The sequence below is a fragment of the Gordonia effusa NBRC 100432 genome, assembly GCF_000241305.1.
Lineage (GTDB): Bacteria > Actinomycetota > Actinomycetes > Mycobacteriales > Mycobacteriaceae > Gordonia > Gordonia effusa.
This window is the reverse complement of the sequence record NZ_BAEH01000121.1, coordinates 53,170-79,317: the sequence shown is the minus strand read 5'-3', so window position 1 is coordinate 79,317 and position 26,148 is coordinate 53,170. Positions and strand designations below refer to the sequence as shown.

Genomic DNA, 26,148 nt, shown 5'->3' with positions numbered 1-26,148 from the left:
ATCGGTTTTCGCGGTAGGTGTACTCGCCCTGATCGCGGGTCAGCTGTCGGGCGATGACGCCGCCGCGGCCTCGACGCCGGGTGCGCAGCGCGGCAAGTGGTGGCATCAGGTCGATCGGTTCCGTTTGGTCATCCTCGCGATCGTCGCGTTCGCGTTGATGCTCGCCGAAGGCACCGCATATGACTGGTCGGCGCTACAGGTGGTGGAAACCTTCGATGTCCCCGAAGCCAATGGCGCCATCGCGTTCTTCGCTTTCAGCGCCGCGATGACACTGACGCGCTTCGTGATTGACCCCATCGCGGCCGCGATTGGCCCAGCCGCCGTGGTTCGGATCGGCGCGACAATCGGCATCGTCGGCATGACAATCGTCGTGGCATCGGCACGTTTTGATGACGCACAGTGGATGTCAATGGTCGGCTGGACAATCTTTGGAACTGGCCTGGCCGGGGGCATCCCGCAGATCTTCACCGCTGCCGGGAACCTGTCGCCGGTGGCGAGCGGACAGGTGATCTCCGTCGTCGTCGGCTGCGGTTATCTGGGAATGCTGGCTGGTCCAGCCGTGGTCGGTTTCTTGAGTCACCTAACGTCGCTGTCGTCGGCGTTGGTAGTTGTGGTGGTAGCGCTCGTCATCGCGCTGGTATTCGCGAGCCAGGTGAACAAACGAGGTGCCACCGCCGACTCGTCCGGCCTCGTACGCCCGTGACACACTGGTATCTGTGAGCAGACCCCAGAGTCGGCAGGCCGCCGCCCAGCAGGCCGCCGCAGCAGTAGCAATGGCAGGTGCGGTTGACCTCTCGGTCCTCAAGGAACGCGCCGATGCACAGCGAGCCCAAGCGTCTCGCCCCAACGACGTTCCCAGTGGCCCACAAAGGGCCGATGATGCGCACCCCGCCGCCGGTTACGTCGTCGAAGTGACCGAAGCCAATTTCGAGGCTGAGGTGCTGACCCGTTCGACGCAACAACTAGTCGTCGTCGTCTTGTGGTCGCCACGAAGCGCGGCGACGGCGAAGATGGTTCAGTTGCTCGCGTCGTCGGCACAGCAGTCCGGCGGTCGATGGGCCTTGGCGGCAGTCGACGCCGACGCCAACCCGCGCATCGTGCAAGCCTTCCAAGCGCAGGGCGTGCCGCTGATAATCGCCATCGCCCAAGGCCGTCCGGTCGCTGAGTTCGAGGGGCGTTCGGAAGGCGAGATCGCGCCTTGGATCGATTCGATCCTCGCGCAGATCGGGCACACTTTCGCCGGAGCGCCGCCCGAGCCGGCCGACGAGCCCGAAGAAGCGGACCCACGTATGGTCGCCGCTGAGGACAAGTTCAACTCGGGTGACCTCGACGGTGCGCTTGCTGCCTATCGAGAGATCGCGGCAGCTGAGCCGAATAACGCCGAAGTCGCGTCCCTCATCCGCAATATCGAGTTCATGGCGCGGGCGAACGCGCATGACGATTCGGTTCTCGAGTCTGCTCCCGACGACGTCGACGGACAACTGGCCGCTGCCGACAAGTTGCTGCTCGAACAGCGCCCGGAAGATGCGTTCGATCGCATCATCACCGCGATCAAACTGAGCGACGGTGACGACCGAACCAAGGCGCGCACGAGGTTGTTGGAACTATTCGAATTATTCGATCCCGCAGAGGCATTCGTAGTCGCGGCGCGCCGAAAGCTGGCGGCGGCGCTGTACTGACGCGGCGCGATGCGGCCACATTGATCAGGAATCGAGAAGCGTCGATGATCGGCAGCCCTATAACCTGATACGCATGAATCCCAGTGCCGCCGCTCATATTGCCGATTCCCACGACATGATCCGCGTATACGGAGCGCGGGAGAACAACCTCAAAGACGTCAGCGTCGAGATCCCCAAGCGGCGGCTCACGGTGTTCACCGGCGTGTCCGGTTCAGGTAAGAGCTCACTCGTCTTTGGAACCATCGCCGCTGAGTCGCAGCGAATGATCAACGAAACCTACAGCGCCTTCATCCAGGGATTCATGCCGACGCTGGCGCGTCCCGACGTCGATGTGCTCGATGGGCTCACTACCGCGATCACCGTCAGCCAGGAGCGGATGGGTGCCGACCCGCGGTCGACCGTCGGCACCGCGACCGATGCCAACGCCATGTTGCGCATCCTATTTAGCAGGCTCGGCAAGCCGTATATCGGTTCGCCGCAGGCATTTTCGTTCAACGTCGCTTCGATTAGCGGTGCCGGCGCGGTCACCGTCGAAAAGTCGGGGCGCACCGTGAAGGAACGCCGGAGCTTCAATTTGGTCGGTGGTATGTGTCCGCGATGCGAGGGACGCGGCTCGGTGTCCGACTTTGATCTCAGTGCTCTCTACGACGACACCAAATCCCTGAACGAGGGTGCGCTCACGATTCCCGGCTACACCATGGATGGCTGGTACGGCCGCATCTTCCGGGGCTGTGGCTGGTTCGATCCCGACAAGCCCATCAAGAAATACACCAAACGCGAACTCAACGACCTGCTGTACAAAGAATCGACCAAGATCAAAGTCGAGGGCATCAATCTCACCTACTTGGGACTCATCCCGCAGATTCAAAAGTCTTTCCTCGCAAAGGATCGCGAGGCGATGCAGCCACATATTCGGGCGTTCGTCGACCGCGCCATCACCTTCACCACGTGTCCCGACTGTGACGGAACCAGGCTGACCGAAGGGGCGCGGTCATCGAAGATCGCGGGCAAATCCATCGCCGACGCCTGCTCCATGCAGATCTCTGACCTCGCCGAGTGGGTAGGCGGACTCGACGAACCGTCGGTCGGCCCATTGCTGGAGAACCTGTCGCGCACTCTTAACTCTTTTGTCGAGATCGGCCTGGGTTATCTGTCGCTCGAACGTCCATCCGGCACGTTGTCGGGTGGAGAAGCGCAGCGCACCAAGCTGATTCGGCACCTGGGATCCTCACTGACCGATGTCACCTATGTATTCGACGAACCGACTATCGGCCTGCACCCCCACGACATCGCGCGGATGAACAACCTGCTGCGCCAGCTCCGCGACAAGGGCAACACCGTACTGGTCGTGGAGCATAAGCCGGAGACAATTCTCATCGCCGATCACATCGTCGACCTCGGTCCCGGCGCCGGATCAGACGGCGGCACAATCTGTTTCGAAGGAACTGTCGATGATCTGCGCGCCAGTGACACGGTGACCGGCAAACATCTCGACGACCGGTCGTCGTTGAAGGACGAGGTCCGAACGGCTAACGGCGCCTTGGAGATACGCGGTGCCAACACCAACAACCTACGTGACGTCGACGTCGATGTACCGCTCGGAGTACTCACCGTCGTTACCGGTGTGGCCGGGTCGGGAAAGAGTTCGCTGATCCACGGGTCATTCGCGAAGTCCGACGACGTGGTTTCCATCGACCAGGGCGCCATCAAAGGTTCGCGACGCAGTAATCCGGCCACGTATTCGGGGTTGCTCGAACCGATCAGGAAGGCCTTCGCAAAGGCGAACGGTGTGAAACCTGCTCTGTTCAGCGCCAATTCGGAGGGCGCGTGTCCGGCATGTAAGGGCGCCGGTGTGATCTACACCGACTTGGGCATCATGGCCGGGATGTCGACGGTATGCGAGCAATGCGAGGGCAAGCGGTTCGACGCGTCTGTTCTCGACTACACCTTCGGCGGCCGTGACATCAGCGAGGTGCTCGGCATGTCAGTCGCGCAGGCACATGAGTTCTTCGCCGAAGGAGAATCGCGAATTCCCGCTGCGCACAAGATCCTTGGCCATCTGGTCGACGTCGGGCTGGGCTACCTCACCATCGGGCAGCCGCTGACGACATTGTCGGGCGGTGAGCGGCAACGGCTGAAATTGGCGACGCATCTGGGGGACAAGGGCGGCGTCTACGTTCTCGACGAACCCACGACCGGATTGCATCTGGCCGACGTCGAGAACCTGCTCGAGCTCCTCGATCGCATTGTCGATGCGGGTAAATCTGTCATCGTCATCGAGCATCACCAAGCGGTGATGGCCCACGCGGACTGGATCATCGATCTGGGGCCCGGCGCTGGCCATGACGGTGGCAAGGTGGTGTTTGAAGGCACGCCGGCAGAACTGGTGGCCGACCGTTCGACGTTGACCGGCGAACATCTTGCGGAGTACGTCCAGTCCGCGAAGTAGGTCAGCGCCGATCGTCGAGTGCTTTACGAGATGCCTTGGCTGGGTTGGCAGTTCGGCCGTCAGACGTCTCGATACACGTTGGCCTCGCAAGCTCGTCCAACGCACTCGACGATCGGAAGGGGTGGCGAGATGCGGTGGCCGAGTTGATTCGGCGGTTAGGATGATTGCCGTGGAGGGGATACAGATGCGTAAAAGGGTAGTTTCGGGAGTCGTCTTGATCGGCGCAGCATCAGCGCTGTTGGTGGGTTGTAATTCCCCTGGTAGCCAAGGACCGTCAAGTTTGGCCGCGCCTATTTCTAATTGGGCAAACACAAGGACAGTCATCGACGTCGAAACTCTGATTGGTAAGAATCTGCACGAGGCCAACCAGGTTCTGGGGCAAGAAAACGGTCCACGGAAAGGCGCCCCAGGAATGTATCTCTATGAAATATCTGCCAGCTTTAACAACGGAACCCCAGTGATGCGCGATTTCGGGGATCGCCCTCAAGATTGGATCATCGTCGGCGCTTGTGGTCGAACTGGAAACGCGGTTTCCCTGGGCTTGGTGGACCGACCATTTGTCACGCCCGAAGTCGAGGCCGCAGCGCACAAGAATAAGTATGCGGGGGATCTTTTCGAATGCCCGGGAGAGCGTGTCTCTTCGGTCACCGTGACGCCGATACCGAAGTAGGTTACGGAGCGCTCTTCAATATCGCCGGAAAACGAATAATGCCTCGGCGGAACTAGGATCGGCTGGGCATAGCCTGGCCTACTCGATGACCGGTGCGGTCGCGTTGGCGAGATGGCTTGGCTGGGTTGGCAGTTCGGCCGTCAGACGTCTCGATACACGTTGGCCTCGCAAGCTCGTCCAACGCACTCGACGATCGGAAGGGGTGGCCTCACGCACTCGACGACCGAGCCGGAACCTAATCTCTGACCGGCGCGAGCCAGATCGCTGAGTTGGCCGGCAGCAGCACCGTTGCCGACGCGGGGCGGCCGTGCCACGGGGCGTCGGTCGCGATTACCTCGCCGAGGTTGCCGCGCCCCGCGCCGCTGTAGGCGGCGGCGTCGGTATTGAGTATCTCGGTCCATGCGCCGACGTGCGGGAGCCCCACCTGGTATTCCGATCGATCCGATCCGGAAAAGTTGAAGACGCAGGCGATCATCGAGCCGTCGCTGCCGTAACGCAGGAAGCTGATCACGTTATTGGCCGTATCGTTCGCGTCGATCCACGAATAGCCCTGCGGCGTGGTGTCCTGACTGTACAGCGCGGGGGAGTCGCGGTAGACACGATTGAGGTCGGTGACCAACGACGCTATCCCCGAATGCAATTCACCCTCCCAGCCGTTTCGTTGATCCCAGTCGAGCCCCCGGTCATCGGCCCATTCGGCGGACTGGCCGAATTCTTGGCCCATGAACAGGAGCTGCTTGCCCGGATGAGACCACATGTAAGCCAAGAAGATTCGCACACCCGCGGCCTTCGCGAAAGCATCGCCGGGCATCCGCGTCCAGAGTGTGCCCTTGCCGTGAACCACCTCGTCATGCGAGATCGGCAGTACAAAGTTCTCGCTCCACGCGTACATCAGCGAGAAGGTGATCTCGTGATGGTGGAAGCTCCGATGGACTTGATCTCGGCCGAGGTAGCCGAGTGTGTCGTGCATCCAGCCCATATTCCACTTGAGCGTGAAGCCTAGCCCACCCAAAGCGGTGTCCCTGGTGACTCCCGGCCACGACGTCGATTCCTCGGCAGCGGTCAACACTCCTGGAAAGTGTTTGTGCACAGTCGCATTCATCTCCTGCAGGAACTGCACCGCCTCCAGGTTCTCCCGTCCTCCGTGGATATTCGGTGTCCACTGGCCTTCGGGGCGTGAATAGTCCAGGTACAGCATCGCGGCCACGGCATCGACGCGGAGGCCATCGACGTGGAATTCGGCGAACCAATAGAGCGCGTTGGCTACCAGGAAGTTGCGAACCTCGGCCCGGCCGAAGTTGAAAATATAGGTGCCCCAGTCAAGTTGCTCGCCGCGTTGGGGATCGCTGTGCTCGTACAGGGCCGTGCCGTCGAAGCGCGCCAGTGCCCAGTCGTCTTTGGGGAAGTGTGCGGGTACCCAGTCGATCAGCACCGAGATACCCCGGCTGTGCAAATGATCAACGAGATACCGGAAGTCGTCGGGTGACCCGAACCGCGCGGTCGGCGCGTAGTACGACGTCACCTGATAGCCCCACGACCCGCCGAAGGGATGTTCGGCGACCGGCAGGAACTCGACATGCGTAAAACCCAGCTCGGTCACATAGTCCGCCAGCTCCACGGCCAGCTCTCGATAGTTCAGTCCCAGCCGCCACGAACCCAGGTGAACCTCGTAGACGCTTATCGCCTCATCGGTTGGGGTTAGGTTGGCGCGCTTAGCGATCCACTGATCATCGGTCCACTGATAGTCGGACTCGTCGATGACCGACGTTGTCGAGGGCGGCGCGCTCGTCCGCCGCGCCATCGGGTCCGCCTTATCGCGGATGACGCCGTCGGAACCGTGGATGCGGAATTTGTAGGCATCACCGACTCGCAGATCGGGGATGAAGATCTCCCAGACCCCGGTCGAGCCGAGTGAGCGCATTGGAAACGCGCGGCCAGCCCAGTTGTCGAAGTCGCCAATTACGGTGACGCCGTGCGCATTCGGTGCCCACACCGAAAAGGACACGCCGTCGACCACGCCGTCCGGCGTCGTGTAGGAGTGCAGCCGTGCGCCCAGCACCTCCCACAAGCGTTCGTGGCGGCCTTCGGAGATCAGATGTGTGTCCACCTCGCCGAGCGACGGCAGGAACCGGTACGGGTCGGCAACGACGAATTCTCTTGTGTCGCCGTCTGAATCGGCGTACGTAACCCGATAGCGGTAATCGATCAGATCCTCGATCGGAACGGCGGCCACGAATAGGTCGGGTGCTTGCCGTGTCATCGGGTAGTCGACTCCGCCAATGACGGCGCTCACCGCGACGGCGTCGGGGCGCAGAACCCGCAGGATCGTGTAGCCCGGCGTCGCGTGTGCGCCCAGAAATGCGTGCGGGTCGTGATGAGTCTGTGCCGCAAGACGATTCAGATCGTATTCGGATGCGGCGGCGTCAACGCGCCCACTCGTCTGGTCTTCGCTGGTCATCTTCTCACCTCAACCGATAGGACAGTTCACGAGCCCGGGCCGGATCGACCGGCGGCAGCGCGACAATATGCGCGACCGCCCGCCAGGGCTCGAGTCTGATGAAATTCGCTTGCCCCCAGTGAAACTCCTCGCCGCTCACCTCGTCGCGGCCGCTGAATCGGTCCTGCCAGTCATAACCGAGCGCCGGCATATCCAGCCACAGCGTCGATGTCTCTGCCGCAAAGGGATTGAGATTGACAACCACCACCGCGCGGTCACCGGTTTGCGGGTCGATCTTCGAATACGAGATCAGCGACGGATTGTCCAAATGATGAAAGCTGATGTTGCGCAACTGCTGTAGTGCCGGGTGCCGACGACGGATGGTGTTGAGCATGGTGATCCACGGTTCGAGCGATTCGCCGCGGCTGGCGGCGTCCTTATAGTCCCGCGGGCGTAGCTCGTATTTCTCCGAGTCGAGGTATTCCTCGCTACCGGGCCGTACGGCGATATGTTCATAGAGTTCATATCCGCTATACACACCCCATGATGGACTCATAGTCGCAGCCAGCGCGGCGCGCAATGCGAACATCCCGGGACCACCGTATTGCAGGCTCTCATGCAGGATGTCGGGGGTGTTCACGAACAGGTTGGGCCGTGCCTCGTCGGCGTGCGCGGCGATTTCGCGGCCGAACTCCTCAAGTTCCCACTTCGTGGTCTTCCAGGTGAAATACGTGTACGACTGCGTAAAACCTAGGCGGGCAAGGCCGTACAACCGAGCCGGGCGAGTGAACGACTCCGACAGAAACAACACCGACGGATCCCGCTTCTTGACCTCGGCGATGAGCCATTCCCACATATTTGGCGGCTTGGTATGCGGATTGTCGACTCGAAAGATCTTGACGCCCAAACCAACCCAGTGCAGAACGACCTTGAGGACGGCGCGGTAGATGCCGTTGCGGTCATTGTCGAAGTTGATCGGATAGATGTCCTGATACTTCTTCGGCGGGTTCTCCGCGTAGGCGATAGTGCCGTCGGGTTGGGTGGTAAACCACTCCGGGTGCTCGGTGGCCCAGGGATGGTCAGGCGCGCACTGCAGCGCCAGGTCGAGCGCCACTTCCATATTCAGCTCATGCGCTCGTGCGACGAAGAATGCGAAGTCGGCTTCGCTGCCCAGCGCCGGGTGGATCGCGTCGTGTCCGCCGTCGGCGGATCCGATCGCCCACGGCGACCCCACATCGTCGGGCCCCGCGATCAGTGAGTTGTTGGGCCCCTTGCGATTTACGACGCCGATCGGGTGAATCGGCGGTAAGTACACCACGTCGAATCCCATCGATGCGATGCGCGGAAGGTCGTCGACAGCGGTCAGAAAGGTACCGTGCAGCGGATGTCCGTCGTGGTCGCGGCCGCCAGTGGACCGAGGGAAGAATTCGTACCAGGAGCCGAATAGTGCTCGATGGCGATCGGCCCACACCCGGTACGACTTCGACTTGGTGACTAGTTCGCGCACCGGATATTTCCGCAGCACGGTCGCGACGTCGTCGCTGACTGCCAGCGCGACGCGGTTTTCGACGCGGCGCCGCGAAGAACGGAGATCGCGCAGCGCGTCGGCGAGCAGTTGTGCGGCGTCCTGGTCCGAATCGGAGTCGAGAATCTGGGCGTGGGCCGAAGTGATGATTTCCTCGCCGTTGGCGAGATCGTTGAACAGATCCGCCGCGCTTTGACCGGCATCGATCTTCTTGACGACGGCATCGCGCCAGGTGTTATAGGGGTCACTCCACGCGTCGATGCGATAGACCCAGAATCCGACCTTGTCAGGAACAAACGCGGCATTGAATGTGTCGGGAGCGGGTCCGGGAAGCATCGGGACGTCGTAGCGAGTCTGTTCCGGACCGTCGATATGCAACGTGACCCCGAGGGCGTCATGACCCTCGCGCCAGGCGGTGACACTTACCGGAACAAGTTCTCCCACAACGGCTTTGACGGGGTGTAGGCCACCTGAGTTCGCTGGTGCGATGTCATCAATGCCCATGCGGCCGGTCACGCGTGGCCTCCCTTAGGTGTCAGTTGCTCTGCGGTCGCACTCAACCGTAGTCGTCATCGGCCGTTTGGGTGCGACGTTGACTTTCGCGTCGGCGTGGCCTACTTCGCCAGCCGCCGCAGTGCACCGAGGACGATGTCGGTATTGGTGGTTTGCCAGAAGGGCGGCAGCGACTTCACGAGGTATCCGCCATATCGAGCATTGGCGAGCCGCGAATCGAGTACGGCCACTACGCCGCGGTCGTCCACCGAGCGGAGCAGTCGTCCCGCGCCCTGTGCCAGCAACAACGCCGCGTGATTGGCGGCGACGGCCATGAATCCGTTCCCGCCCCGGGCCTCCACCGCTCGTTGGCGAGCAGTGAGCAGCGGGTCGTCGGGACGCGGAAAAGGGATGCGATCGATGACCACCAGCGACAGTGACGGCCCGGGGACGTCGACACCCTGCCACAGGGATAGCGTTCCGAACAGGCACGATTGCGCGTCATCGGTGAATTCGCGAACCAGCGTCGAGGTCATGTCGTCGCCCTGGCACAGGATGCGGTGATCGGTTTCCTCGCGCATCAACGCGGCGGCCTCTTTCGCGGCCCGCATCGATGAAAAGAGCCCCAGGGTTCGCCCGCCTGCTGCTGCCATGAGTGACTTCAACTCGTCGCGAGCGGCTTCTGGCATGGCAGCACGGCCCGGTGGTGGTAGATGGCGGGCAATGTAGAGAATCGCCGACTTGGGGTAGTCGAATGGTGAGCCGGCGTCGAGGCCGCGCCAGCGGATGTCCTCGGAATCGCTCGGAACGGCCAGACCGGCCGCGGTGATATCTCCGACCGCCTGCGCGGCCGGATCCGTCGGCGCATCGCCATCGGCGCGAGCGTGTGCCGGCAGGCCCCAGGTCGCGGCCAAGGCGTCGAAGCTGCCACCGACCACGAGCGTCGCCGACGTGAGAATCACTGTCGAGTTGGCGAATAGCGAAGCGCGCAGCAATCCGCCGACCGACAGCGGCGCTACGCGCAGGACCGCGTGGGTGTCGTTGCGGAAGCGGTCGTGGGCCACCCACACGACGTCGCGGCGGTTCGCTTCGTTGGGATCATCGAAGGCGCCGAGCACCCGGACCGCGGTGTCATGCAGTTCTTCGAGCGATGTGGTCGCGGCTGACCGCGCGGCGGCGGCATCGGGGTCGAGAGCTCCGGCCTTCTTTACCGGGCCGATCGCGTTGCGTCCCTTCCACAGTCGATCACGCAGCGATGCGAGCGCGAGGTCGTATCCATGCGGTAGCCGGGTGAGCCGGCGCGGTGCGGACTCGTCGCCGGTGTCGGCCAGAAGTTCACCGAATTGCTCTGCGGCGCCGACGATGTCGTCCACCAACTCGTCGTCGATCAGCTTGGCGCAGCGCCGAGCGGCCAGCGTGATCGACGCGGCGCTCAACTCGGCTGTCGAAACCGCTGTGATGCGGTCGGTCAATTCGTGCGCCTCGTCGATGATGACGACGTCATGTTCGGGCAGGATATTCGCCGGGCTGAGCGCATCGATGGCGAGCATCGCGTGGTTGGTGACGATGACGTCGGCCTGTCCGGCCACCATCCGGGACTTCTCCGCGAAGCAGTCCTCGGCATACGAGCAATTGCTCGCGCCGAGGCATTCGCGTGCGCTGACGCTGACCTGCTTCCAGGAGCGGTCGACGACGCCGGGGGTGAGGTCGTCTCGATCGCCGGTTTCGGTCTCGGAGACCCATTCGCGTAGCCGCGTTACCTCGCGTCCGGTGCGGGACAGCTCGAAGGCATCGTAGAGCGCGGTATCCGGTTCCTCGACCACGCCGCCATGAATCTTGTTGAGACACAAATAGTTTGAGCGCCCCTTGAGTATCGCGAATTTGGGCTCGGAGCCGAGCGATTTGGTGAGCGCCTTCGACAGCCGGGGTAGGTCGCGTTCGACGAGCTGACGTTGTAGTGCGATGGTCGCGGTCGATACGACGACGGTTTTGCCGCTCTCCATCGCGTGCGCGATAGCCGGGATGAGGTATGCCAGCGATTTACCGGTGCCGGTGCCGGCCTGCACGGCGAGGTGCTCTCCGGTGTCGATGGCATGGGCGACCGCGTTGGCCATCCGAATTTGACCCGGCCTCGACGCTCCGCCCAGCGCGTCGACAGCGGTCTCTAACAGCGTTGTCACCGAGGGAATGGTGGCGGCAGTCTTACTCAATTCTGGTCACTCGCCGCGCTGCCGGGAATCGTTCCGACGAGCTCAACGCCCGCATCGCGCAACTGTGCGAGTGCCGATTCGGTGGTCGCCGCGGAGACCGCAGCCGTGTATTCGAGTAGGACACGTACGCGCAGCCCGGCGTCGGCGCCGTCGATCGCGGTTGCCCGCACGCAATGGTCGGTGGCGATACCGACGACGTCAATTGATTCGATCTTGTTGTCGCGCAACCATTCTCCGAGCGTCGCCGTAGGGGCTTGCTGGGTATCGCTCAGTGTTCCTTCGAACCCGGAGTACGCGGCCGTGTAGGCGCCTTTGGAGAAAACAGCAGCCGCGATCGAGGCATCGAATGCGGGATGAAAATCCGCGCCCGTGGTGCCGACGACGCAGTGTCGTGGCCAGGTGTCAACGAAGTCGGGGCTGGAGGAGAAGTGCGCACCGGGATCGATGTGATAGTCGCGTGTCGCGACGACGACGGGGTAGTCGCGGGCCAATTCGGTGACCGAGGCTGCGACGGCGGCTCCACCGGTTACCGCCAGGGAGCCGCCTTCACAGAAGTCGTTCTGGACGTCGACGACGATCAGTGCGGAGCGGTTGGTCACGGCATCCAGCCTATTCGATCGGAGGTTCGAAAGCCCTCAACCGACTATCGGTAGATGTAGGGGGTGTCGATGTGTTTCGACTTCTTCCCCGACTGTGCATAACAATGCCGGAGACCGGCGGCCGCCGAGTTCTGTCGACTCTCCAGGCTGGCAGCCTCGCCCCAGTACGAATTGAGTTGCGCGCCGTCCGCGCGATTGATGGATGCCGATCGCGCGTTATGCATATAAATTTCGCTGTTGATGCTGTTGAGGTTGCTCTGGTACCCGACGCACGATTTGGGCGCTGCGCTGGCGGTGGTGGTTGCGGTGAATCCGGCGCCGGCCACAGCGACCGCCGCCAAGGCTGCCATCGTCGATGTACGGATGAATTTCTGTGTGGTCATCAGACCCCCCTGGTATCAACCCGGCAAGCGGTTCTCGCCGGCGTCGGTATTCATCCTAGTACATCGACGCTGGCTATTGGCGGACTGTGGGTTAGGTCGGTCTTAGTCGCGGTGCCCGCTACAGCGCGTACCGCGTCGAAACCGCGGGATCGCCGTGAGACAGCCCAAGGCCCTCCCAAGGCAGGGACACCAATGCCGCCGCTAGGTGGTCGCGGGCGTCGGTCAGGCCGGGGAGGTCGTCGACGACTTCGCCGCCGCGGACCAGCGGTATTTGTAGCGGACGAACTCGCTCGCCTTGGGTTTTGTCGAAGACCGGCGGTGTATCGCTAGCGGCGAAGATGACTTCTTCGGTGATGGTGCCCGACGCACGGGACACTCGAACGGCTTGCTTCGCGCCGCCGCGCGACTCCTTGTGGCTGGCGCGTTTCGCGACGGGTCGCCCGTTCACTTCCACTAGCTTGTAGACCATCCCGGCGGTCGGCGCTCCGCTGCCGGTAACCAGCGACGTTCCGACGCCATAGGTGTCGACCGGCTCGGCGCGCAGCGAGGCGATCGCGTATTCGTCGAGGTCGCCAGAGACGACGATCTTGGTCTTGGTGGCACCCAGGCCGTCGAGCTGTTCGCGAACCTTGCGTGCGAGCACGCCCAAGTCGCCCGAGTCGATACGGACCGCGCCCAGTTCGGTGCCGGCGACGTCGATCGCGTTGTAGACGCCCTGGGTGATGTCGTAGGTGTCGACCAGCAGGGTGGTCGATACGCCCAGGGCCTCGACCTGCGCGGCGAAGGCCGCCTTCTCATCGGGCCCGTCCGGGCCGGTGAACGCGAGAGTGAAAGCGTGGGCCGCGGTCCCCGCGCTCGGTACCCCGTAGCTGCGTGCGGCCTCCAGATTCGACGTCGCCGCCAAACCGGCGATATAGGCGGCCCGCGAGCTGGCTACGGCCGCGCGTTCGTGGGTGCGGCGTGACCCCATCTCGATGATGGGCCGACTGCTCGCCGCGCTAACCATGCGTGCCGCTGCGGAGGCAATTGCACTGTCGTGGTTCATAATTGACAGGATCACCGTCTCGAGCACCACTCCGTCGACGAAGCTGCCGCGGACCGTCAGAATCGGTGACCCGGGGAAGTAGAGTTCACCTTCCCGATAGCCGTCGATGTCCCCGCTGAACCGATAGTCGCGTAGCCAGTTGACGGTGTCGGCGTCGAGGAATCGTTCGACGACAGCGATCTCTTCGGGACCGAACCGGAAGTCGGCGAGCGCGTCGAGCACCCGTCCGGTGCCGGCGACAACGCCATAACGTCGTCCGTCGGGGAGTCGTCGGGCGAAAACTTCGAACACACACGGACGGTGGGCGATCGGTTGTCGCAAAGCTGCCGAGACCATGGTCAGTTCGTAGTGGTCGGTCAGCAACGACGTGTTCTGGCTCATCACATCAACTACCCTAGGCGCTATGGGTTTCATAGCTATTCGGAGCGGGCCGGAGGTGACGCCCCGGTTCCCGAGTGGGGCGATCGTCGCTAGCTTTCCCGACAGCGCGCCTGGCGGATCGACGCTGACCGACCCCGACGTAGCCGACCACACCGCACTCGATCGGCCGTGGGTAACCGTCGTATGGGACGACCCGGTCAACTTGATGCAGTACGTCGCGTTCATATTCCAGAAATTGTTCGGATACTCCAAAGCCCGTGCACACGAGTTGATGATGCAGGTGCATACCGAGGGCAAGGCGGTCGTCTCCAGTGGCGATCGCGAAAAAATGGAAGCCGACGTCCGCCGACTGCATACCGCGGGCCTCTGGGCCACCATGCAACGAGATAGCTGATCGGAACACGTGCGTACCTGGAAACGGATTGGCAAGTATCCCAACTACCGCTATCGCTCCCAACTCGACAGCAACGAAAGCCAACTGATCGCCGCAGTCGTGAACTCGCTCGTCGAGCTATTCGACGAGCGCGAGCAATCGGCTCCGCACGACGATCTGGCCGGGATCACCGGTATCGCGATGGGGCATTCGACTGCGCCGGGTGATGCCACACTGGGCCGTCTGCTGCCGGATTTTCACCGGCCAGATCAGGACGAGGTATTGGCAACCGACACGATCGACGGGGATGTCAACGCGGCGCTGCGCAGCGTGCATGAGCCGCATATCTTGTCGGCGAAAAAGGCTGCGGCACAATCGCTTTTGGATTCGCTGCCGATGGATGGCGGTGACCTCGAGCTCACCGAAGAGCAAGCCAACGAATGGCTCACCGCGCTCAACGACGTTCGGCTGGCGCTGGGTGCGATGCTCGGCATTACCGAGGACACCCCGGAAGAGTTGCCCTACGACGACCCGAAGGCCGGGCATCTCGAGGTCTACCGATGGCTGACTCTGGTGCAAATGTTGCTGGTCGAGGAATTGATGCGATGAGCGTGGCCGGCCGTCGAATCACCGACGTCGATGGAATCGCCGTGGGCCATCACCACCGCATCGACGACGATGCGGTAGTGGGTGGCCAATCGCCAGGGAGCGGCTGGGCGTCGGGAACCACGGTGGTCACGTTGCCAGCCGGTTCGGTGACCGCGGTCGATGTTCGCGGCGGGGGACCGGGCACCCGCGAGACCGACCTGCTCGATCCGGCAAACACCGTCCTCGGTGCACATGCGATCGTGCTGTCCGGCGGCAGCGCGTACGGCCTGGCCGCCGCCGACGGCGTGATGCGCGCGCTGGAAGCCGATGGCGTCGGACTGCCGATGGACCTACACGGTCACGTTGTTCCGATCGTGCCGGCGGCGGTGATCTTCGACCTTGTCGTCGGCGACTGGGCAAAGCGTCCCGACGCCGATTTCGGTGTTCGTGCACTGGCCGACGCATCCCCCGATTTCGCGGTCGGCAGCGTCGGCGGCGGTGCCGGTGCGCGGGCGGGCTGTCTCAAGGGCGGCGTGGGTACCGCCGGTGTAAAACTTTCCGAAGGTCCCGCCGCCGGGGTGACCGTTGGCGCGCTCGTGGTGGCTAACCCGGTCGGCAATGTTCTTGATCAGTCGACTGGATTACCTTGGGGCGCAAGTGAACCCGCGTTAGAGCAATTCGGCTTGCAGACTCCGTCGGCAGAGGATATCGCGGTCCTCGCCGAGCTCTCCGCCAAACAAACCGTGCTCAATACGACGATCGGCGTTGTCGCGGTCGACGCGAAACTCGACGTCGCGTCCACCAAGCGAATCGCGATGGCCGCGCATGACGGCCTGGCCCGCGCGATCCGTCCGGCGCATTCGCCACTCGACGGTGACACCCTGTTCGCGGTGGCGACCGGCGTCGTCGACGTTGAGCCGTCACCACTGGTGCCGCCCGGGATGAATCCCGACGTCGCGCTGGTCGCGGCGTTGGGTGCCGCCGCTGCGGATATGGTGGCCGACGCGATCGTCGACGCCGTCGTGAACGCGACGTCGGTGGCCGGGGTGCCGACGATGCGGCAGGTACTTCCGTCGGCGTTTCGGTGAGGTGGCTGCTGGAAATGTCCCCCTCAGACCGATGGGCGGCGATATAGCGCCTGCTCGCGTCACGGGGACAGTTCCAGCGGAGAATCGGCGGGAATACCGCCCCGACGCCGCGACGTTGGCACAGTCGTGCTGACGATCACCCAGGATTTGGTCGACGCGATGGTTGCGCATGCCCGTGCCGATCACCCCGACGAGGCGTGCGGTGTGATCGCGGGTCCCGAAGGAGCCGACGAGCCGCGTCGGTTTATCGAAATGATCAACGCCGAGCGGTCGCCAACCTTCTATCGCTTCGACTCAGGCGAACAACTCGCCGTCTGGCGCGAGATGGATCGCAACGATGAGGAGCCGGTTGTCATCTATCACTCGCATACCGCGACCGAGGCGTATCCCAGCCGCACCGACATCTCGTACGCGTCCGAGCCCAACGCTCACTACCTGCTGATCTCCACCCGCGATCCCGACGACGCCGAGATCCGCAGCTACCGCATCCTCGACGGTGAGGTCACCGAAGAACCTATCGTCATCGCCAGCCCAACTATTCAGGAGTAAGTATGGCCATCACGGTTTCCATCCCGACGATCCTCCGTCCGTACACCGACGGCGAAAAGCGCGTGGAGGCGTCGGGCGCATCGCTTTCCGCGGTCATCGATGACCTGGAAAGCCGTCATGCGGGGATCAAGGATCGGCTCGTCGCCGACGGAGCGCTCCACCGATTCGTCAACGTCTACGTCAACGACGAGGACGTACGATTTTCCGGCGGGCTGGACACCACCGTCGACGACGGTGACGACGTCACGATCTTGCCGGCGGTGGCGGGCGGATCGGGCGAGCGCCGCGACGAGGAATAGGCGCGGCGACGGTGACACGGTACGACTCGCTCATCGACTCGCTTGGTCATACGCCGCTGGTGGGCCTGCCGAAACTCTCGCCGCGCTGGGATGATGCCGACGAAGGTCCGCATGTCCGGATCTGGGCGAAACTCGAGGATCGCAATCCAACCGGGTCGATCAAAGACCGCCCGGCATTAAAGATGATCGATGCCGCAGAACGCGACGGCACTCTCAAAACCGGTGACACGATCCTGGAGCCGACGAGTGGCAACACCGGCATCTCGTTGGCGATGGCGGCCAAGGTGCGCGGGTACCGACTCATCGTCGTGATGCCCGAGAACACCTCGGAAGAACGTCGACAGTTGTTGACGATGTTCGGCGCTGAAATCATCTCGTCGCCAGCGGCCGGAGGTTCCAATACCGCGGTTGCGAAGGCGAAAGAGCTTGCCGCGCAACATGATGACTGGGTAATGCTGTACCAGTACGGCAATGCCGCCAACGCGCTCGCTCATTACGAGGGCACCGGCCCCGAGCTATTCGCCGACCTACCTGAGATCACCCACTTCGTCGCGGGCCTCGGCACCACCGGAACGCTGATGGGAGTCGGACGGTATTTGCGTGAGCAGAACCCTGACGTCGAAATCGTTGCCGCCGAACCACGCTACGGCGACGAGGTATACGGCCTGCGCAACATCGATGAGGGCTTCATCCCCGAGTTGTACGACGAGTCGGTATTGACTCGGCGCTACTCCGTCACCGGTGGCGACGCGCTGGCCCGGGTCCGCGAACTCATCGAGACCGAAGGGATCTTCGCGGGGGTCTCGACAGGTGCGATTCTGCACGCGGCGCGTGGCGTCGGACGCCGGGCTATCAAAGCGGGCGAGCGCGCCGACATCGGCATCGTGGTGCCCGATGCGGGGTGGAAGTATCTGTCGACCGGTGCGTACACGGGTAGCCTGGACCAGGCCACCGAGGCGATCGCCGATCAACTCTGGGCGTAATACAAGAAGGGCGCCGATGACCTACCCGTCGACACCGAGCAACACCGCGAACGGACTCCGCGACAAGCCGCTGTGGCTACGTTCGGGGATCGTGATGGCGATTATCGTCGCTGGATTGTTCGTCATCGAAGCCATCGACGTCGCCACCAGTGAGCGGCTGGAGAGCAACGGGATCGTCCCGCGGCAGATCGGCGGTTTGGACGGAATCGTCTGGGCACCGTTGCTCCACGATGACTGGTCACATTTGATTGCCAACGCGACGATAGGTGTCGTACTGGGCTACATGCTCTTGCTTACCCGGCGATTCCTGGTCGTCACCGCGATCGTTTGGGTCGTGTCGGGGCTTGGGGTCTGGTTGTTCTCACCGCCGTACACGGTCACCGTCGGTGCTTCCGGTGTTATCTTCGGCTGGCTGACGTTCCTGCTTGTGCGCGGCATTTTCAACCGCGAGATTTGGCAGTGCCTGCTGGGTGTGGTGCTGCTGGTGATCTATGGCAGTGTGCTGTGGGGAGTCCTGCCAACCGTCGGCGGAGCGGTTTCGTGGCAAGGGCACCTGTTCGGTGCGATCGGTGGTGTCTTGGCCGCGTGGTGGCTGGGGTCGCGTGATCGAAAGAGTGCCGCGACGCCGACATACTGATTGACCGCCACCACTACTTCAGAGATCCGAGAGGTCCAGACCAATTACCACACCGTCACCGGTCGTGCCGCAAAGTGCTGACCAATCATCCGCGATCGGAATCTTCGATTCTGGCGTCGGGGGACTCACCGTCGCCCGCGCCATCATCGACCAACTTCCCGACGAGGACATCGTCTATATCGGCGATACAGGTAATGGACCCTATGGCCCGCTGACGATTCCCGAGATTCGTCGGCACGCCCTTGCCATTGGCGACGAACTGGCGTCGCGCGGCGTGAAAGCGATCGTCATCGCCTGCAATACCGCGTCGGCGGCGTGCCTGTCCGATGCTCGCGAGCGCTACGCCCCCATCCCAGTCATTGAGGTTGTCCTGCCCGCGGTTCGGCGAGCTGTCGTCGCCACCAGGTCGGGTCGCATCGGCGTGATCGGTACCGAGGCGACCATAGCCTCGCGTGCCTACCAAGATTCGTTCATCGCGGCCCGAGACGCCGTGATCACAGCGGTCCCGTGCCCGCGATTCGTCGACTTCGTCGAACGTGGCATCACTAGTGGCCGTCAAATCCTTGGGCTGGCGCAGGGGTACCTCGAACCATTGCAACAAGCCGACGTCGACACGGTTGTCCTCGGCTGTACGCACTACCCGCTACTGTCCGGTGTCATTCAGTTGGCGATGGGTGATCAGGTGACATTGGTGTCGAGCGCCGAGGAGACCGCGAAAGATGTACTGCGCGTTCTCACCGAACGCGATCTGCTGCACCCGCATTCGAACCGCACCGCGTCGCGCGTGTTTCAGGCAACCGGTGATCCGGCGTTGTTCAAGACCCTCTCGACTCGTTTCTTGGGGCCGGCCGTCGGCGAAGTCACGCATCTGTGAACGCTGTGTGCCACGCCGCAACACGGCGGTTTGCCGACAATCGTTTGAGGAGGCATGGCAAGGTGGGCACATGCGGTTGACAGTCCTCGGGTGCTCGGGAAGCGTCGGCGGCCCATCCGTCGCGTGCTCGGGGTATCTGTTGACTGTGCCCGACGAGCAGCCGTTGTTATTGGACTGCGGTCCTGGTGTCTTCGGGGAGTTGCAGCGCTATGTCAATCCGAGCGATGTCGCCGTCGCGCTGAGTCATTTGCATGCCGACCATTGCATGGATTTGCCGGCGATGCTCGTGTGGCGCCGATTTGCCCCGAATCATGCAGCGGCCCAGCGCGCCCCATTGTGGGGGCCGCCGGGAACCGCATTGCGAATCGGCGCGGGTTCGTCGGAGTTCGCGGGAGACATCGACGACATCTCCGACACCTTCGACACGCACGAATGGATCGAAGGCGTCGAGGTGGAATTGGGTGGGATGACACTGGTCCCGACCAAGATGGACCACCCGCCGGAGACTTACGGGGTCCGAATCACCGGGCCGCAGGGCGAGACGCTGGTCTACAGCGGAGATACCGCGCCGTGCGATCAGTTGGTCGAGATGGCTACCGACGCAGACGTATTCCTGTGCGAGGCATCGTGGACACACGCGCCCGATGAGCACCCGCCCCATCTGCACCTGTCTGGCGTGGAAGCGGGCGAGGCCGCGACCAAAGCCGGCGTCAAACATCTGGCGATTACTCATATTCCGCCGTGGACATCGACCGACGATGTCGTGGCCGAGGCGCGCAGCCGGTACGCCGGGCCGATCACGGTCGTAGCACCTGGACAGATCATCGACGTGACGCCGACCGTCGTCTGATCGGGTAGTTCAGATGTTGCCGGCGACCGAAGCGGAATTGCGGGCATCGTTCATCAACTGTTCCAAAGGCGAAGCCGCGCGGCTCGGTATCCCGCTTGAGCTACGGGGTGACATCGGCGGACTTGGCGGTAGATACTCGCGGTCGGTTCCGTGGGCGGACCTCGACTTCATTGGCTGGACCGACCCGGCTGCCGCCGGTCGTGGGTACCTGGTGGTGCCCGACGGCGACGACTTGGTCGGAATCGCGTTGCGCTACAGCCGATCTGGTGCCTCCGGGTTGAGTCGCGCGCAGATGTGTTCGGTGTGCTCAACGACGCACACCGGGACCGGTGTGGCATTGATGACCGCGCTTCGCGCTGGCGATGCCGGCAAACGCGGCAACACGGTCGGCCGCTATCTGTGCACCGATTTCGGCTGCTCCCTTTACGCTCGGCGTCGCAAAGTGCCGCCGATGGGGAGGGCATATCGCGAGGATTTCGACGTCGACGGCCGCGTCGAACAAGTGCGAACGTCGATGGCGGCGTTCGTGGAACGAGTTCGCGGTCATCGGAGCGGTTAGCTTCGCTCGCCCGCTGCGGATTCGCGTACCTGAGCGGATAGGGTTGTCGACATGACGACACGTGCTGATGGCAGGGCCGACGACGAACTGCGGCCGATCACCTTTACCCGGGGATTCACCTCGCATCCGGCGGGCTCGGTGTTGGTCGAGTTCGGGTTGACGCGGGTGATGTGCACCGCGAGTGTCACCGAAGGAGTGCCGCCGTGGCGGCGCGGTTCCGGGCTCGGTTGGCTGACCGCGGAGTACGCGATGCTGCCGGCCGCGACGCACACGCGGTCGTCGCGTGAGTCGGTCAAAGGCAAGGTCGGCGGGCGCACCCATGAGATTAGTCGGCTGATCGGACGGTCGCTGCGTGCGTGTATCGATCTCGCGGCGATCGGTGAGAACACTATTGCCCTCGACTGTGACGTTCTGCAGGCCGATGGCGGGACCCGCACGGCGGCTATCAGCGGAGCGTACGTGGCGCTATCGGACGCGGTGACGTGGTTGTCCGCTGCGGGCAGATTGTCTGACCCGCAACCGATTTCGTGCGCGATCGCGGCGGTGAGTGTCGGCGTCGTCGACGGTCGGGTGCGACTCGATCTGCCGTATGAAGAAGATTCGCGCGCCGAGGTCGACATGAATGTCGTCGCCACCGATGCCGGGACGCTCGTCGAAGTGCAGGGCACCGGTGAGGGCGCTACCTTCCCACGCGCGACGTTGGACAAACTGCTCGACATGGCGCAGGTCGGAACCGAGAAGTTGTTCGAGGCGCAGCGTGAGGTCCTGGCGGCAGACTACCCAGGCGAACTGCCCTCGTGAGCAAGGTGCTCTTGGCTAGCCGCAATGCCAAAAAGCTGGCCGAGCTGCGCCGCGTCGTAGCTGCGGCGGGACTGACCGGTCTTGATGTGGTCGGACTCGATGACGTGCCGGAGTATCCGGAGGAGCCGGAGACTGGGGCAACCTTCGAGGCGAACGCGTTGATCAAGGCCCGCTCGGGTGCGCGAGCTACCGGATTGCCTTGTGTGGCAGACGATTCCGGCATCGCCGTCGATGCACTCAATGGAATGCCCGGCGTATTGTCGGCGCGATGGTCGGGAGTCCATGGTGATGATGCGGCCAACAACCGATTGCTGCTCGCGCAGTTGAGCGATGTGCCCACCGAGCGTCGGGGAACGGCGTTCGTGTCGGCGTGCGCGTTGGTTAGCCCTGAGGGCGACGAGACCGTGGTGCGCGGCGAATGGCGTGGTGTGTTGCTGCCGGAGCCCAAGGGTGACAACGGTTTTGGCTACGATCCATTATTCGCCCCCGATGACGATGCTGCCGCCGGACGCAGTTCGGCCGAGCTTTCGCCGCAAGAGAAGGACGCGCTGAGCCATCGGGCAAAGGCCCTGACGCAATTGCTTCCGGCGTTAAAGGCGTTGGGGGAGTAGCGCAACTGATCGTTGAGTGCCTAAGGCGGTTGACGCGCCCCACTGATCGTCGAGTGCCCAAGCGGCTTGACCCGCCCGACTGATCGTCGAGTGGCCAAGCGGCTTGACGCGCCCGACTTGATCGTCGAGGGGCCAAGCGGCTTGACGCGCCCGACCGATCGTCGAGGGGCCAAGCGGTTTGGCGCGCCCCACTGATCGTCGAGTGGCCAAGCGAGCGGAGCGAGTCTTGGGTGTATCGAGACGCCCGCCGGCCAAATCGCCAACTTAGCCACGGTCGCCCGGCGACCTCAGAGTCCGAACTGTTCCTTCACGTCCTTGGTCCGGATGTGTTCGAAGTAGAACGAGAGGAACGGAATTGTTCCGGCAATCGCGGTCACGACAGTCTTGCCAACCGGCCACCGCACCTTGATCGCGAGATCGACGGTGAAGATCAGATATGCGAAGTAGATCCAGCCGTGCACCACGCCGACCCAGCCGAATCCATCGACGTCGAAGCCGTATTTTGCGATCATCTCGACCACCAGGAGCAACAGCCAGACGCCGGTAATCCAGGCGAGTGCGCGATAGCGCAGCAGCGCGCCGCGTACCTTCTCGACGGGCGTAGTCGCGGGCTGCGGCTCACCGGTGTTGTTGCTGGTAGACACGTCGCTCACGTGGTGCCTCTTTCTGCGGAGGATCGATCTGAGTTGTTGAGGTTCTTGAGGAAGTGGTTGTACGCGACCAGGTCGGCATCGTCGCCCGGGTCCGACGTCGTGCCGAAGGCCGAGGCGCTCGGCGTCGTCGGGCGGTCGGGGAGGAGGCCATCGGGGATGGTTGTCGCGCCGCGAGCATCGGCCGCGATTTTCGCTTGTTCTTCCGGGCTGGATTCCAGTACGACGAACCGTCGGTATGCGTAGATGACCGCAATCGCGAACGCCGGCCACTGCAGTGCGTAGCCGAGATTCTGAGCCGTTCCCGACGCCGATTCGTAGCGGTCCCACTGCCACCAGGCAAGAACCAAACACGCCAAAGCCGCAACCAGAGTCAGCACGATCAGCGCGGGCCGATGCCGACGTCGAGGGGCGGACTGTGGTTGCGATTGCATACCTCGACGGTACCTGGGTGGTATGACGGTGCGCGGCGTCGGGATCGGTCCAGGTGACAGCAGTCACGGCTGCCCGACTTCGTACTCGACCTGCTCAGGCGGTACAGTGAGTGCGCTCACGCGCGAGTGGCGGAATTGGCAGACGCGCTGGATTTAGGTTCCAGTGTCCTCGGACGTGGGGGTTCAAGTCCCCCCTCGCGCACCATTATCTGGCTTAGGCTATGGATATCTCCGTAGGTCACTCGTGCCGGTGCGATCTCCTTGATGTTTTCTAGCAGATTCTGTCGGTGGCGCCGGATACGATCTGACCTTTAGTTATCTGTTTCAAGTCCCGCAAGGTCTGGATGCGCACGCGTCGATTCTGGCTCGGCTACAATCTTTGAAATGGCCCGCGGGGGAGAAGAAGGCACTCTAGCCACTATCCGTCAAGCATTCAAAGAATCGCGGCGGTGGCAGTCGATACTGGTAGCCGTAGTGGCGGTAATTTTCCTCGCGGTGTTGGTGGGGATGCTCGTCGACGGAGTCGGTGTACTGGTAGATGGAGTCAGCGGACGCCGAGAAGTTAGTCTTGGTTGGTTCGGAGATTTGGTCGGATGCTTTGGTCCAGTCCTTTTATTTCTGATGTACCGAATCGAGGCGGCTGCAATTTTTGTATTTATCTTACTTATTGGCGCCCCGAGCGACGGTGATTCCGAAGGTTAGTACCCATTGCTCTGTGGGAGTGTAAGTCAGTGTGTTGACGGGCCGTGACGTGTGGTGCGGCTCGAAGGTTCTGCTGAGAGTATTCGGGTTAATGATATCGACCGTCGATGTCATGCTCGGCGGGCAAGTGCTATCTACCTCCATCTATCAGTGCACCGTACGTCCCGCATGCCGATCACGCTGCAGTCCCAGCGCGGGACCGTGGACGCGGACAGCGGGACCCGCTGCGGCAACTCATAGCGATGCGGGCCGCAGGTCCGGTATTGGCTGGATATCGAAACAACGCTAGGACGGAAGATACTAATGTGGCAAATGTTAAGTTTGCGACGCCGACCCGCCAATCGAATGTATTTCGAAGCGATGACATTTTCATATAGCTAAGTTACTTCCATCGTTTCATTCAATTGGGCGCGTTGACCTGCGAATTGGTGAGCGTGGTGGCAATAGAAAAAATCAATCGCGGCTATTAGGTTAGTATAGTCTTCTCGTAACTGGCGCCCATAGTTTTCGCAATATCGCAGGTTGAGCGATGATTCTAGGCGAATGAGTGTGGTATATTTTCCTGCCTTCGGATCAGATGGGAAATCGCGCGCCAAACCGACATTTCACTCGTCCGCGACCGTGGAGGTGGTGTTGCATCTGTCGGATGTCCAATAGGGTGCGGATGATGTCAAAATCCGACATCGCGCCGGGCGAATCAAAGACGATCATAATTCGCCCGACCGCCACTTCTGACAAGGAGCACGAATGGTCACCAATGTCGCGATCGACTACGGCGCCGGCGTTTCCGACGCCTGGCGGTCGATTGCAAATTTCGTTCCAAAGCTCGCTGCGTTCCTGGTCATCCTAGTTATCGGCTGGATTATCGCGAAGGTGCTAGCGAAGATCGTCACCGTTGTCCTGGCGAAGGTCGGTTTTGATCGCCTGACTGCGCGAAGCGGTCTCGACGGCGTCCTGGCCAAAGGCAATTACGATGCGCCGTCGCTGCTGGCCAAAGTGGTCTACTACGCAATATTGCTGGTGGCATTGCAGCTTGCAATCGGCGTATTCGGACCAAATCCCATTAGTGATTTGCTGACCAAGCTGGTCTCTTGGTTGCCGAAACTCTTCATCGCCATCGTGATTATTGTCATCGTCGCGGCGATTGCGCGAGCGGTGAAGGATCTTGTTGTCGGCGCATTGGGGAGTGCCTCTTACGGTCGGCTACTCGGCACCGGCGCGTCGGTATTCATCTGGGCGGCAGGCATTATCGCCGCGTTGAATCAAGTTGGTATCGCTACCACGGTCACCACCCCGGTATTGATCGCAGTTCTCGCGACGGTTGGTGGTGTTGTCGTAGTGGGAGTCGGTGGCGGTTTGATCCGGCCGATGGAAAGTCGCTGGGAGGGGGCGCTTGCGAAGATCTCAGAAGAGATTCCCGCGCGCCGCGCCGAGCGGACTTCGGCGAATGTGACTGCGCACGGCCGCGCTCAGTATCAAACGCCTGGTGGCGAGGGCTATGGACAACCCGTGACTGAGCAGTTCGGTCATCAATCGCCACCGCACAGCGGCCAGCATCACGCCGAACCTGGCTATGGGCAACCGGGCGGTCAATACCCGCCGCAGCAGCCGCCGAATCAAGGATGGTCGCAATAGTTGATTGAGATTCCGATGGGAGGCAACGCCAACGCGTTGCCTCCCATTGTCGGTTCGGATATCAGGCTGTTCAACCGGCCACCCGACGACACACCTGGTTGCCCAGGTTCCCTTCACAGTCTCTGCGCGGCTGGGCTGCTACGTTCGATCCCCAAGGGGAAACGACGAAGGATTTTGGCGATGGCGAAGCGCACTACAGTGAAATATGTCGATGACCTCGACGGCAAGGCGTTGACAGATCCTGTCACAATCAAATTCGGCCTTGATGGCAAGCAGTATGAGTTCGATACCTCGGCGGCTCACGCCAAGCAATTTCAGAAGCATCTTGATGGTTACATCGCAGTCTCGCGGCGTGGTGGTTCGACCGGAGTTCGTCACCTGTCATCGGCCGGAACGCGGTCAAAAGAGCAGACTCAGGCGATTCGTGATTGGGCCCGCAAGAATGGCCACGAAGTGAGCGCGCGCGGACGAATCCCCGCCGCAGTCGTCGAAGCCTTCGACGCCGCGCACTGAAATCTCCTCCCGACCAGTTCGGCGTTCATCACGGAACGGTCATGTTACGGCGGCGATTAGCGCATCAGGTTTGCCGCGTGCCAATCGTCCAGGGCATGCTTCGTTGGTACTCCTGTTACGAAAGGTGCCAAC

Annotated in this window: 26 protein-coding genes and 1 tRNA gene; 19 read left to right on the top strand and 8 right to left on the bottom strand. The window is 62.4% G+C overall.

The genetic code is table 11. The annotated features are described in order from the left end of the window. The 4 genes from GOEFS_RS21170 to GOEFS_RS23325 form a co-directional block, all read left to right on the top strand. Positions 1-703: MFS transporter (locus GOEFS_RS21170; protein ID WP_007320000.1), on the top strand; the 703-nt coding region annotated here is incomplete at its 5' end. A 70-nt stretch (positions 704-773) separates the two neighbouring features. After that, complete coding sequence (locus tag GOEFS_RS21165) at positions 774-1,679, top strand: tetratricopeptide repeat protein (protein ID WP_007319999.1); 906 nt, start codon at positions 774-776, stop codon at positions 1,677-1,679. A 73-nt stretch (positions 1,680-1,752) separates the two neighbouring features. Beyond that, the gene (locus GOEFS_RS21160; protein WP_007319998.1) at positions 1,753-4,128 is read left to right on the top strand and encodes an ATP-binding cassette domain-containing protein; all 2,376 of its coding nucleotides are present in this window, start codon (positions 1,753-1,755) and stop codon (positions 4,126-4,128) included. Positions 4,129-4,288: 160 nt separating this feature from the next. Further along, a complete protein-coding gene (locus GOEFS_RS23325; protein ID WP_138918100.1) occupies positions 4,289-4,798 on the top strand; it encodes a hypothetical protein in 510 nt (169 codons plus the stop codon). 235 nt (positions 4,799-5,033) lie between these two features. On the opposite strand, the gene glgB is transcribed toward GOEFS_RS23325, so the two are convergent. From glgB to GOEFS_RS21130, 6 genes are all read right to left on the bottom strand, one after another. After that, positions 5,034-7,256 carry a 1,4-alpha-glucan branching protein GlgB gene (gene glgB / locus GOEFS_RS21155; protein ID WP_007319996.1) on the bottom strand — a complete coding sequence of 741 codons (2,223 nt, stop codon included), beginning with the start codon at positions 7,254-7,256 and terminating at the stop codon, positions 5,034-5,036. Between the two features lie 4 nt (positions 7,257-7,260). After that, on the bottom strand, positions 7,261-9,276 hold the full coding sequence (locus tag GOEFS_RS21150; protein ID WP_007319995.1) for an alpha-1,4-glucan--maltose-1-phosphate maltosyltransferase: 2,016 nt from the start codon (positions 9,274-9,276) through the stop codon (positions 7,261-7,263). 98 nt (positions 9,277-9,374) lie between these two features. Then, positions 9,375-11,462 carry an ATP-dependent DNA helicase gene (locus GOEFS_RS21145; protein ID WP_007319994.1) on the bottom strand — a complete coding sequence of 696 codons (2,088 nt, stop codon included), beginning with the start codon at positions 11,460-11,462 and terminating at the stop codon, positions 9,375-9,377. Next, positions 11,459-12,061: an isochorismatase family protein gene (locus GOEFS_RS21140; protein WP_007319993.1), complete on the bottom strand. Its 603-nt coding sequence runs from the start codon at positions 12,059-12,061 to the stop codon at positions 11,459-11,461. Before GOEFS_RS21140 ends, GOEFS_RS21145 begins: the two co-directional genes overlap by 4 nt. A gap of 44 nt (positions 12,062-12,105) precedes the next feature. After that, complete coding sequence (locus GOEFS_RS21135) at positions 12,106-12,444, bottom strand: hypothetical protein (RefSeq protein WP_007319992.1); 339 nt, start codon at positions 12,442-12,444, stop codon at positions 12,106-12,108. A gap of 118 nt (positions 12,445-12,562) precedes the next feature. Next, a complete protein-coding gene (locus GOEFS_RS21130; RefSeq protein ID WP_007319991.1) occupies positions 12,563-13,870 on the bottom strand; it encodes a nicotinate phosphoribosyltransferase in 1,308 nt (435 codons plus the stop codon). A 22-nt stretch (positions 13,871-13,892) separates the two neighbouring features. On the opposite strand from GOEFS_RS21130, the gene clpS reads away from it, so the two are divergent. The 12 genes from clpS (at position 13,893) to rdgB (ending at position 22,082) form a co-directional block, all read left to right on the top strand. Next, positions 13,893-14,264 (top strand): ATP-dependent Clp protease adapter ClpS, encoded by a 372-nt coding sequence (gene clpS / locus GOEFS_RS21125; RefSeq protein WP_007319990.1) that lies wholly within the window; start codon positions 13,893-13,895, stop codon positions 14,262-14,264. Between the two features lie 9 nt (positions 14,265-14,273). Then, complete coding sequence (gene aosR / locus GOEFS_RS21120; RefSeq protein WP_007319989.1) at positions 14,274-14,852, top strand: oxidative stress transcriptional regulator AosR; 579 nt, start codon at positions 14,274-14,276, stop codon at positions 14,850-14,852. After that, positions 14,849-15,919 carry a P1 family peptidase gene (locus GOEFS_RS21115; protein WP_007319988.1) on the top strand — a complete coding sequence of 357 codons (1,071 nt, stop codon included), beginning with the start codon at positions 14,849-14,851 and terminating at the stop codon, positions 15,917-15,919. Before aosR ends, GOEFS_RS21115 begins: the two co-directional genes overlap by 4 nt. 126 nt (positions 15,920-16,045) lie before the next feature. Beyond that, positions 16,046-16,468 (top strand): M67 family metallopeptidase, encoded by a 423-nt coding sequence (locus GOEFS_RS21110; RefSeq protein ID WP_007319987.1) that lies wholly within the window; start codon positions 16,046-16,048, stop codon positions 16,466-16,468. 2 nt (positions 16,469-16,470) lie between these two features. Next, positions 16,471-16,767, top strand: coding sequence for a MoaD/ThiS family protein (locus GOEFS_RS21105; RefSeq protein ID WP_007319986.1), 297 nt, complete (start codon positions 16,471-16,473; stop codon positions 16,765-16,767). 11 nt (positions 16,768-16,778) lie between these two features. Then, positions 16,779-17,750, top strand: a complete 972-nt coding sequence (locus GOEFS_RS21100; protein ID WP_007319985.1) for a PLP-dependent cysteine synthase family protein — start codon at positions 16,779-16,781, stop codon at positions 17,748-17,750. A 16-nt stretch (positions 17,751-17,766) separates the two neighbouring features. Beyond that, entirely contained in the window at positions 17,767-18,387 is a 621-nt protein-coding gene (locus tag GOEFS_RS21095) for a rhomboid family intramembrane serine protease (protein ID WP_007319984.1), read from the top strand. Positions 18,388-18,451: 64 nt separating this feature from the next. Next, positions 18,452-19,261: a glutamate racemase gene (gene murI / locus GOEFS_RS21090; RefSeq protein WP_007319983.1), complete on the top strand. Its 810-nt coding sequence runs from the start codon at positions 18,452-18,454 to the stop codon at positions 19,259-19,261. A 70-nt stretch (positions 19,262-19,331) separates the two neighbouring features. Further along, positions 19,332-20,111 carry a cyclic nucleotide-degrading phosphodiesterase gene (locus GOEFS_RS21085; RefSeq protein WP_007319982.1) on the top strand — a complete coding sequence of 260 codons (780 nt, stop codon included), beginning with the start codon at positions 19,332-19,334 and terminating at the stop codon, positions 20,109-20,111. A 13-nt stretch (positions 20,112-20,124) separates the two neighbouring features. Next, complete coding sequence (locus GOEFS_RS21080; RefSeq protein ID WP_007319981.1) at positions 20,125-20,670, top strand: FBP domain-containing protein; 546 nt, start codon at positions 20,125-20,127, stop codon at positions 20,668-20,670. A 51-nt stretch (positions 20,671-20,721) separates the two neighbouring features. Further along, positions 20,722-21,471, top strand: coding sequence for a ribonuclease PH (gene rph, locus GOEFS_RS21075; protein ID WP_007319980.1), 750 nt, complete (start codon positions 20,722-20,724; stop codon positions 21,469-21,471). Then, positions 21,468-22,082 (top strand): RdgB/HAM1 family non-canonical purine NTP pyrophosphatase, encoded by a 615-nt coding sequence (rdgB, locus tag GOEFS_RS21070; protein ID WP_007319979.1) that lies wholly within the window; start codon positions 21,468-21,470, stop codon positions 22,080-22,082. The genes rph and rdgB overlap by 4 nt, the downstream gene beginning before the upstream one ends. A gap of 287 nt (positions 22,083-22,369) precedes the next feature. On the opposite strand, the gene GOEFS_RS21065 is transcribed toward rdgB, so the two are convergent. Together GOEFS_RS21065 and GOEFS_RS21060 are read right to left on the bottom strand one after the other, a co-directional pair. After that, entirely contained in the window at positions 22,370-22,726 is a 357-nt protein-coding gene (locus tag GOEFS_RS21065; RefSeq protein ID WP_040525863.1) for a DUF3817 domain-containing protein, read from the bottom strand. Between the two features lie 5 nt (positions 22,727-22,731). Continuing rightward, the gene (locus GOEFS_RS21060) at positions 22,732-23,166 is read right to left on the bottom strand and encodes a hypothetical protein (protein ID WP_007319977.1); all 435 of its coding nucleotides are present in this window, start codon (positions 23,164-23,166) and stop codon (positions 22,732-22,734) included. A gap of 120 nt (positions 23,167-23,286) precedes the next feature. Between GOEFS_RS21060 and GOEFS_RS21055 the strand changes: the two genes are divergently transcribed. The 3 genes from GOEFS_RS21055 (at position 23,287) to GOEFS_RS21040 (ending at position 26,016) form a co-directional block, all read left to right on the top strand. After that, positions 23,287-23,371 (top strand) — tRNA-Leu (locus GOEFS_RS21055). A 1,244-nt stretch (positions 23,372-24,615) separates the two neighbouring features. After that, entirely contained in the window at positions 24,616-25,503 is an 888-nt protein-coding gene (locus GOEFS_RS21045; protein WP_007319976.1) for a mechanosensitive ion channel family protein, read from the top strand. A gap of 180 nt (positions 25,504-25,683) precedes the next feature. Continuing rightward, positions 25,684-26,016, top strand: a complete 333-nt coding sequence (locus GOEFS_RS21040; RefSeq protein ID WP_007319975.1) for a histone-like nucleoid-structuring protein Lsr2 — start codon at positions 25,684-25,686, stop codon at positions 26,014-26,016. Positions 26,017-26,148: the final 132 nt, after the last annotated feature.

Bases quoted from the DNA above. Each gene is read 5' to 3' on its own strand.
- GOEFS_RS21165 (WP_007319999.1), top strand. From the start codon at position 774: ATGGCAGGTGCGGTTGACCTCTCGGTCCTCAAGGAACGCGCCGATGCA.
- GOEFS_RS21160 (WP_007319998.1), top strand. From the start codon at position 1,753: ATGAATCCCAGTGCCGCCGCTCATATTGCCGATTCCCACGACATGATC.
- GOEFS_RS23325 (WP_138918100.1), top strand. From the start codon at position 4,289: ATGATTGCCGTGGAGGGGATACAGATGCGTAAAAGGGTAGTTTCGGGA.
- glgB (WP_007319996.1), bottom strand. From the start codon at position 7,256: ATGACCAGCGAAGACCAGACGAGTGGGCGCGTTGACGCCGCCGCATCC.
- GOEFS_RS21135 (WP_007319992.1), bottom strand. From the start codon at position 12,444: ATGACCACACAGAAATTCATCCGTACATCGACGATGGCAGCCTTGGCG.
- GOEFS_RS21130 (WP_007319991.1), bottom strand. From the start codon at position 13,870: ATGAGCCAGAACACGTCGTTGCTGACCGACCACTACGAACTGACCATG.
- clpS (WP_007319990.1), top strand. From the start codon at position 13,893: ATGGGTTTCATAGCTATTCGGAGCGGGCCGGAGGTGACGCCCCGGTTC.
- GOEFS_RS21115 (WP_007319988.1), top strand. From the start codon at position 14,849: ATGAGCGTGGCCGGCCGTCGAATCACCGACGTCGATGGAATCGCCGTG.
- GOEFS_RS21105 (WP_007319986.1), top strand. From the start codon at position 16,471: ATGGCCATCACGGTTTCCATCCCGACGATCCTCCGTCCGTACACCGAC.
- GOEFS_RS21095 (WP_007319984.1), top strand. From the start codon at position 17,767: ATGACCTACCCGTCGACACCGAGCAACACCGCGAACGGACTCCGCGAC.
- GOEFS_RS21085 (WP_007319982.1), top strand. From the start codon at position 19,332: ATGCGGTTGACAGTCCTCGGGTGCTCGGGAAGCGTCGGCGGCCCATCC.
- GOEFS_RS21080 (WP_007319981.1), top strand. From the start codon at position 20,125: ATGTTGCCGGCGACCGAAGCGGAATTGCGGGCATCGTTCATCAACTGT.
- rph (WP_007319980.1), top strand. From the start codon at position 20,722: ATGACGACACGTGCTGATGGCAGGGCCGACGACGAACTGCGGCCGATC.
- GOEFS_RS21060 (WP_007319977.1), bottom strand. From the start codon at position 23,166: ATGCAATCGCAACCACAGTCCGCCCCTCGACGTCGGCATCGGCCCGCG.
- GOEFS_RS21045 (WP_007319976.1), top strand. From the start codon at position 24,616: ATGGTCACCAATGTCGCGATCGACTACGGCGCCGGCGTTTCCGACGCC.
- GOEFS_RS21040 (WP_007319975.1), top strand. From the start codon at position 25,684: ATGGCGAAGCGCACTACAGTGAAATATGTCGATGACCTCGACGGCAAG.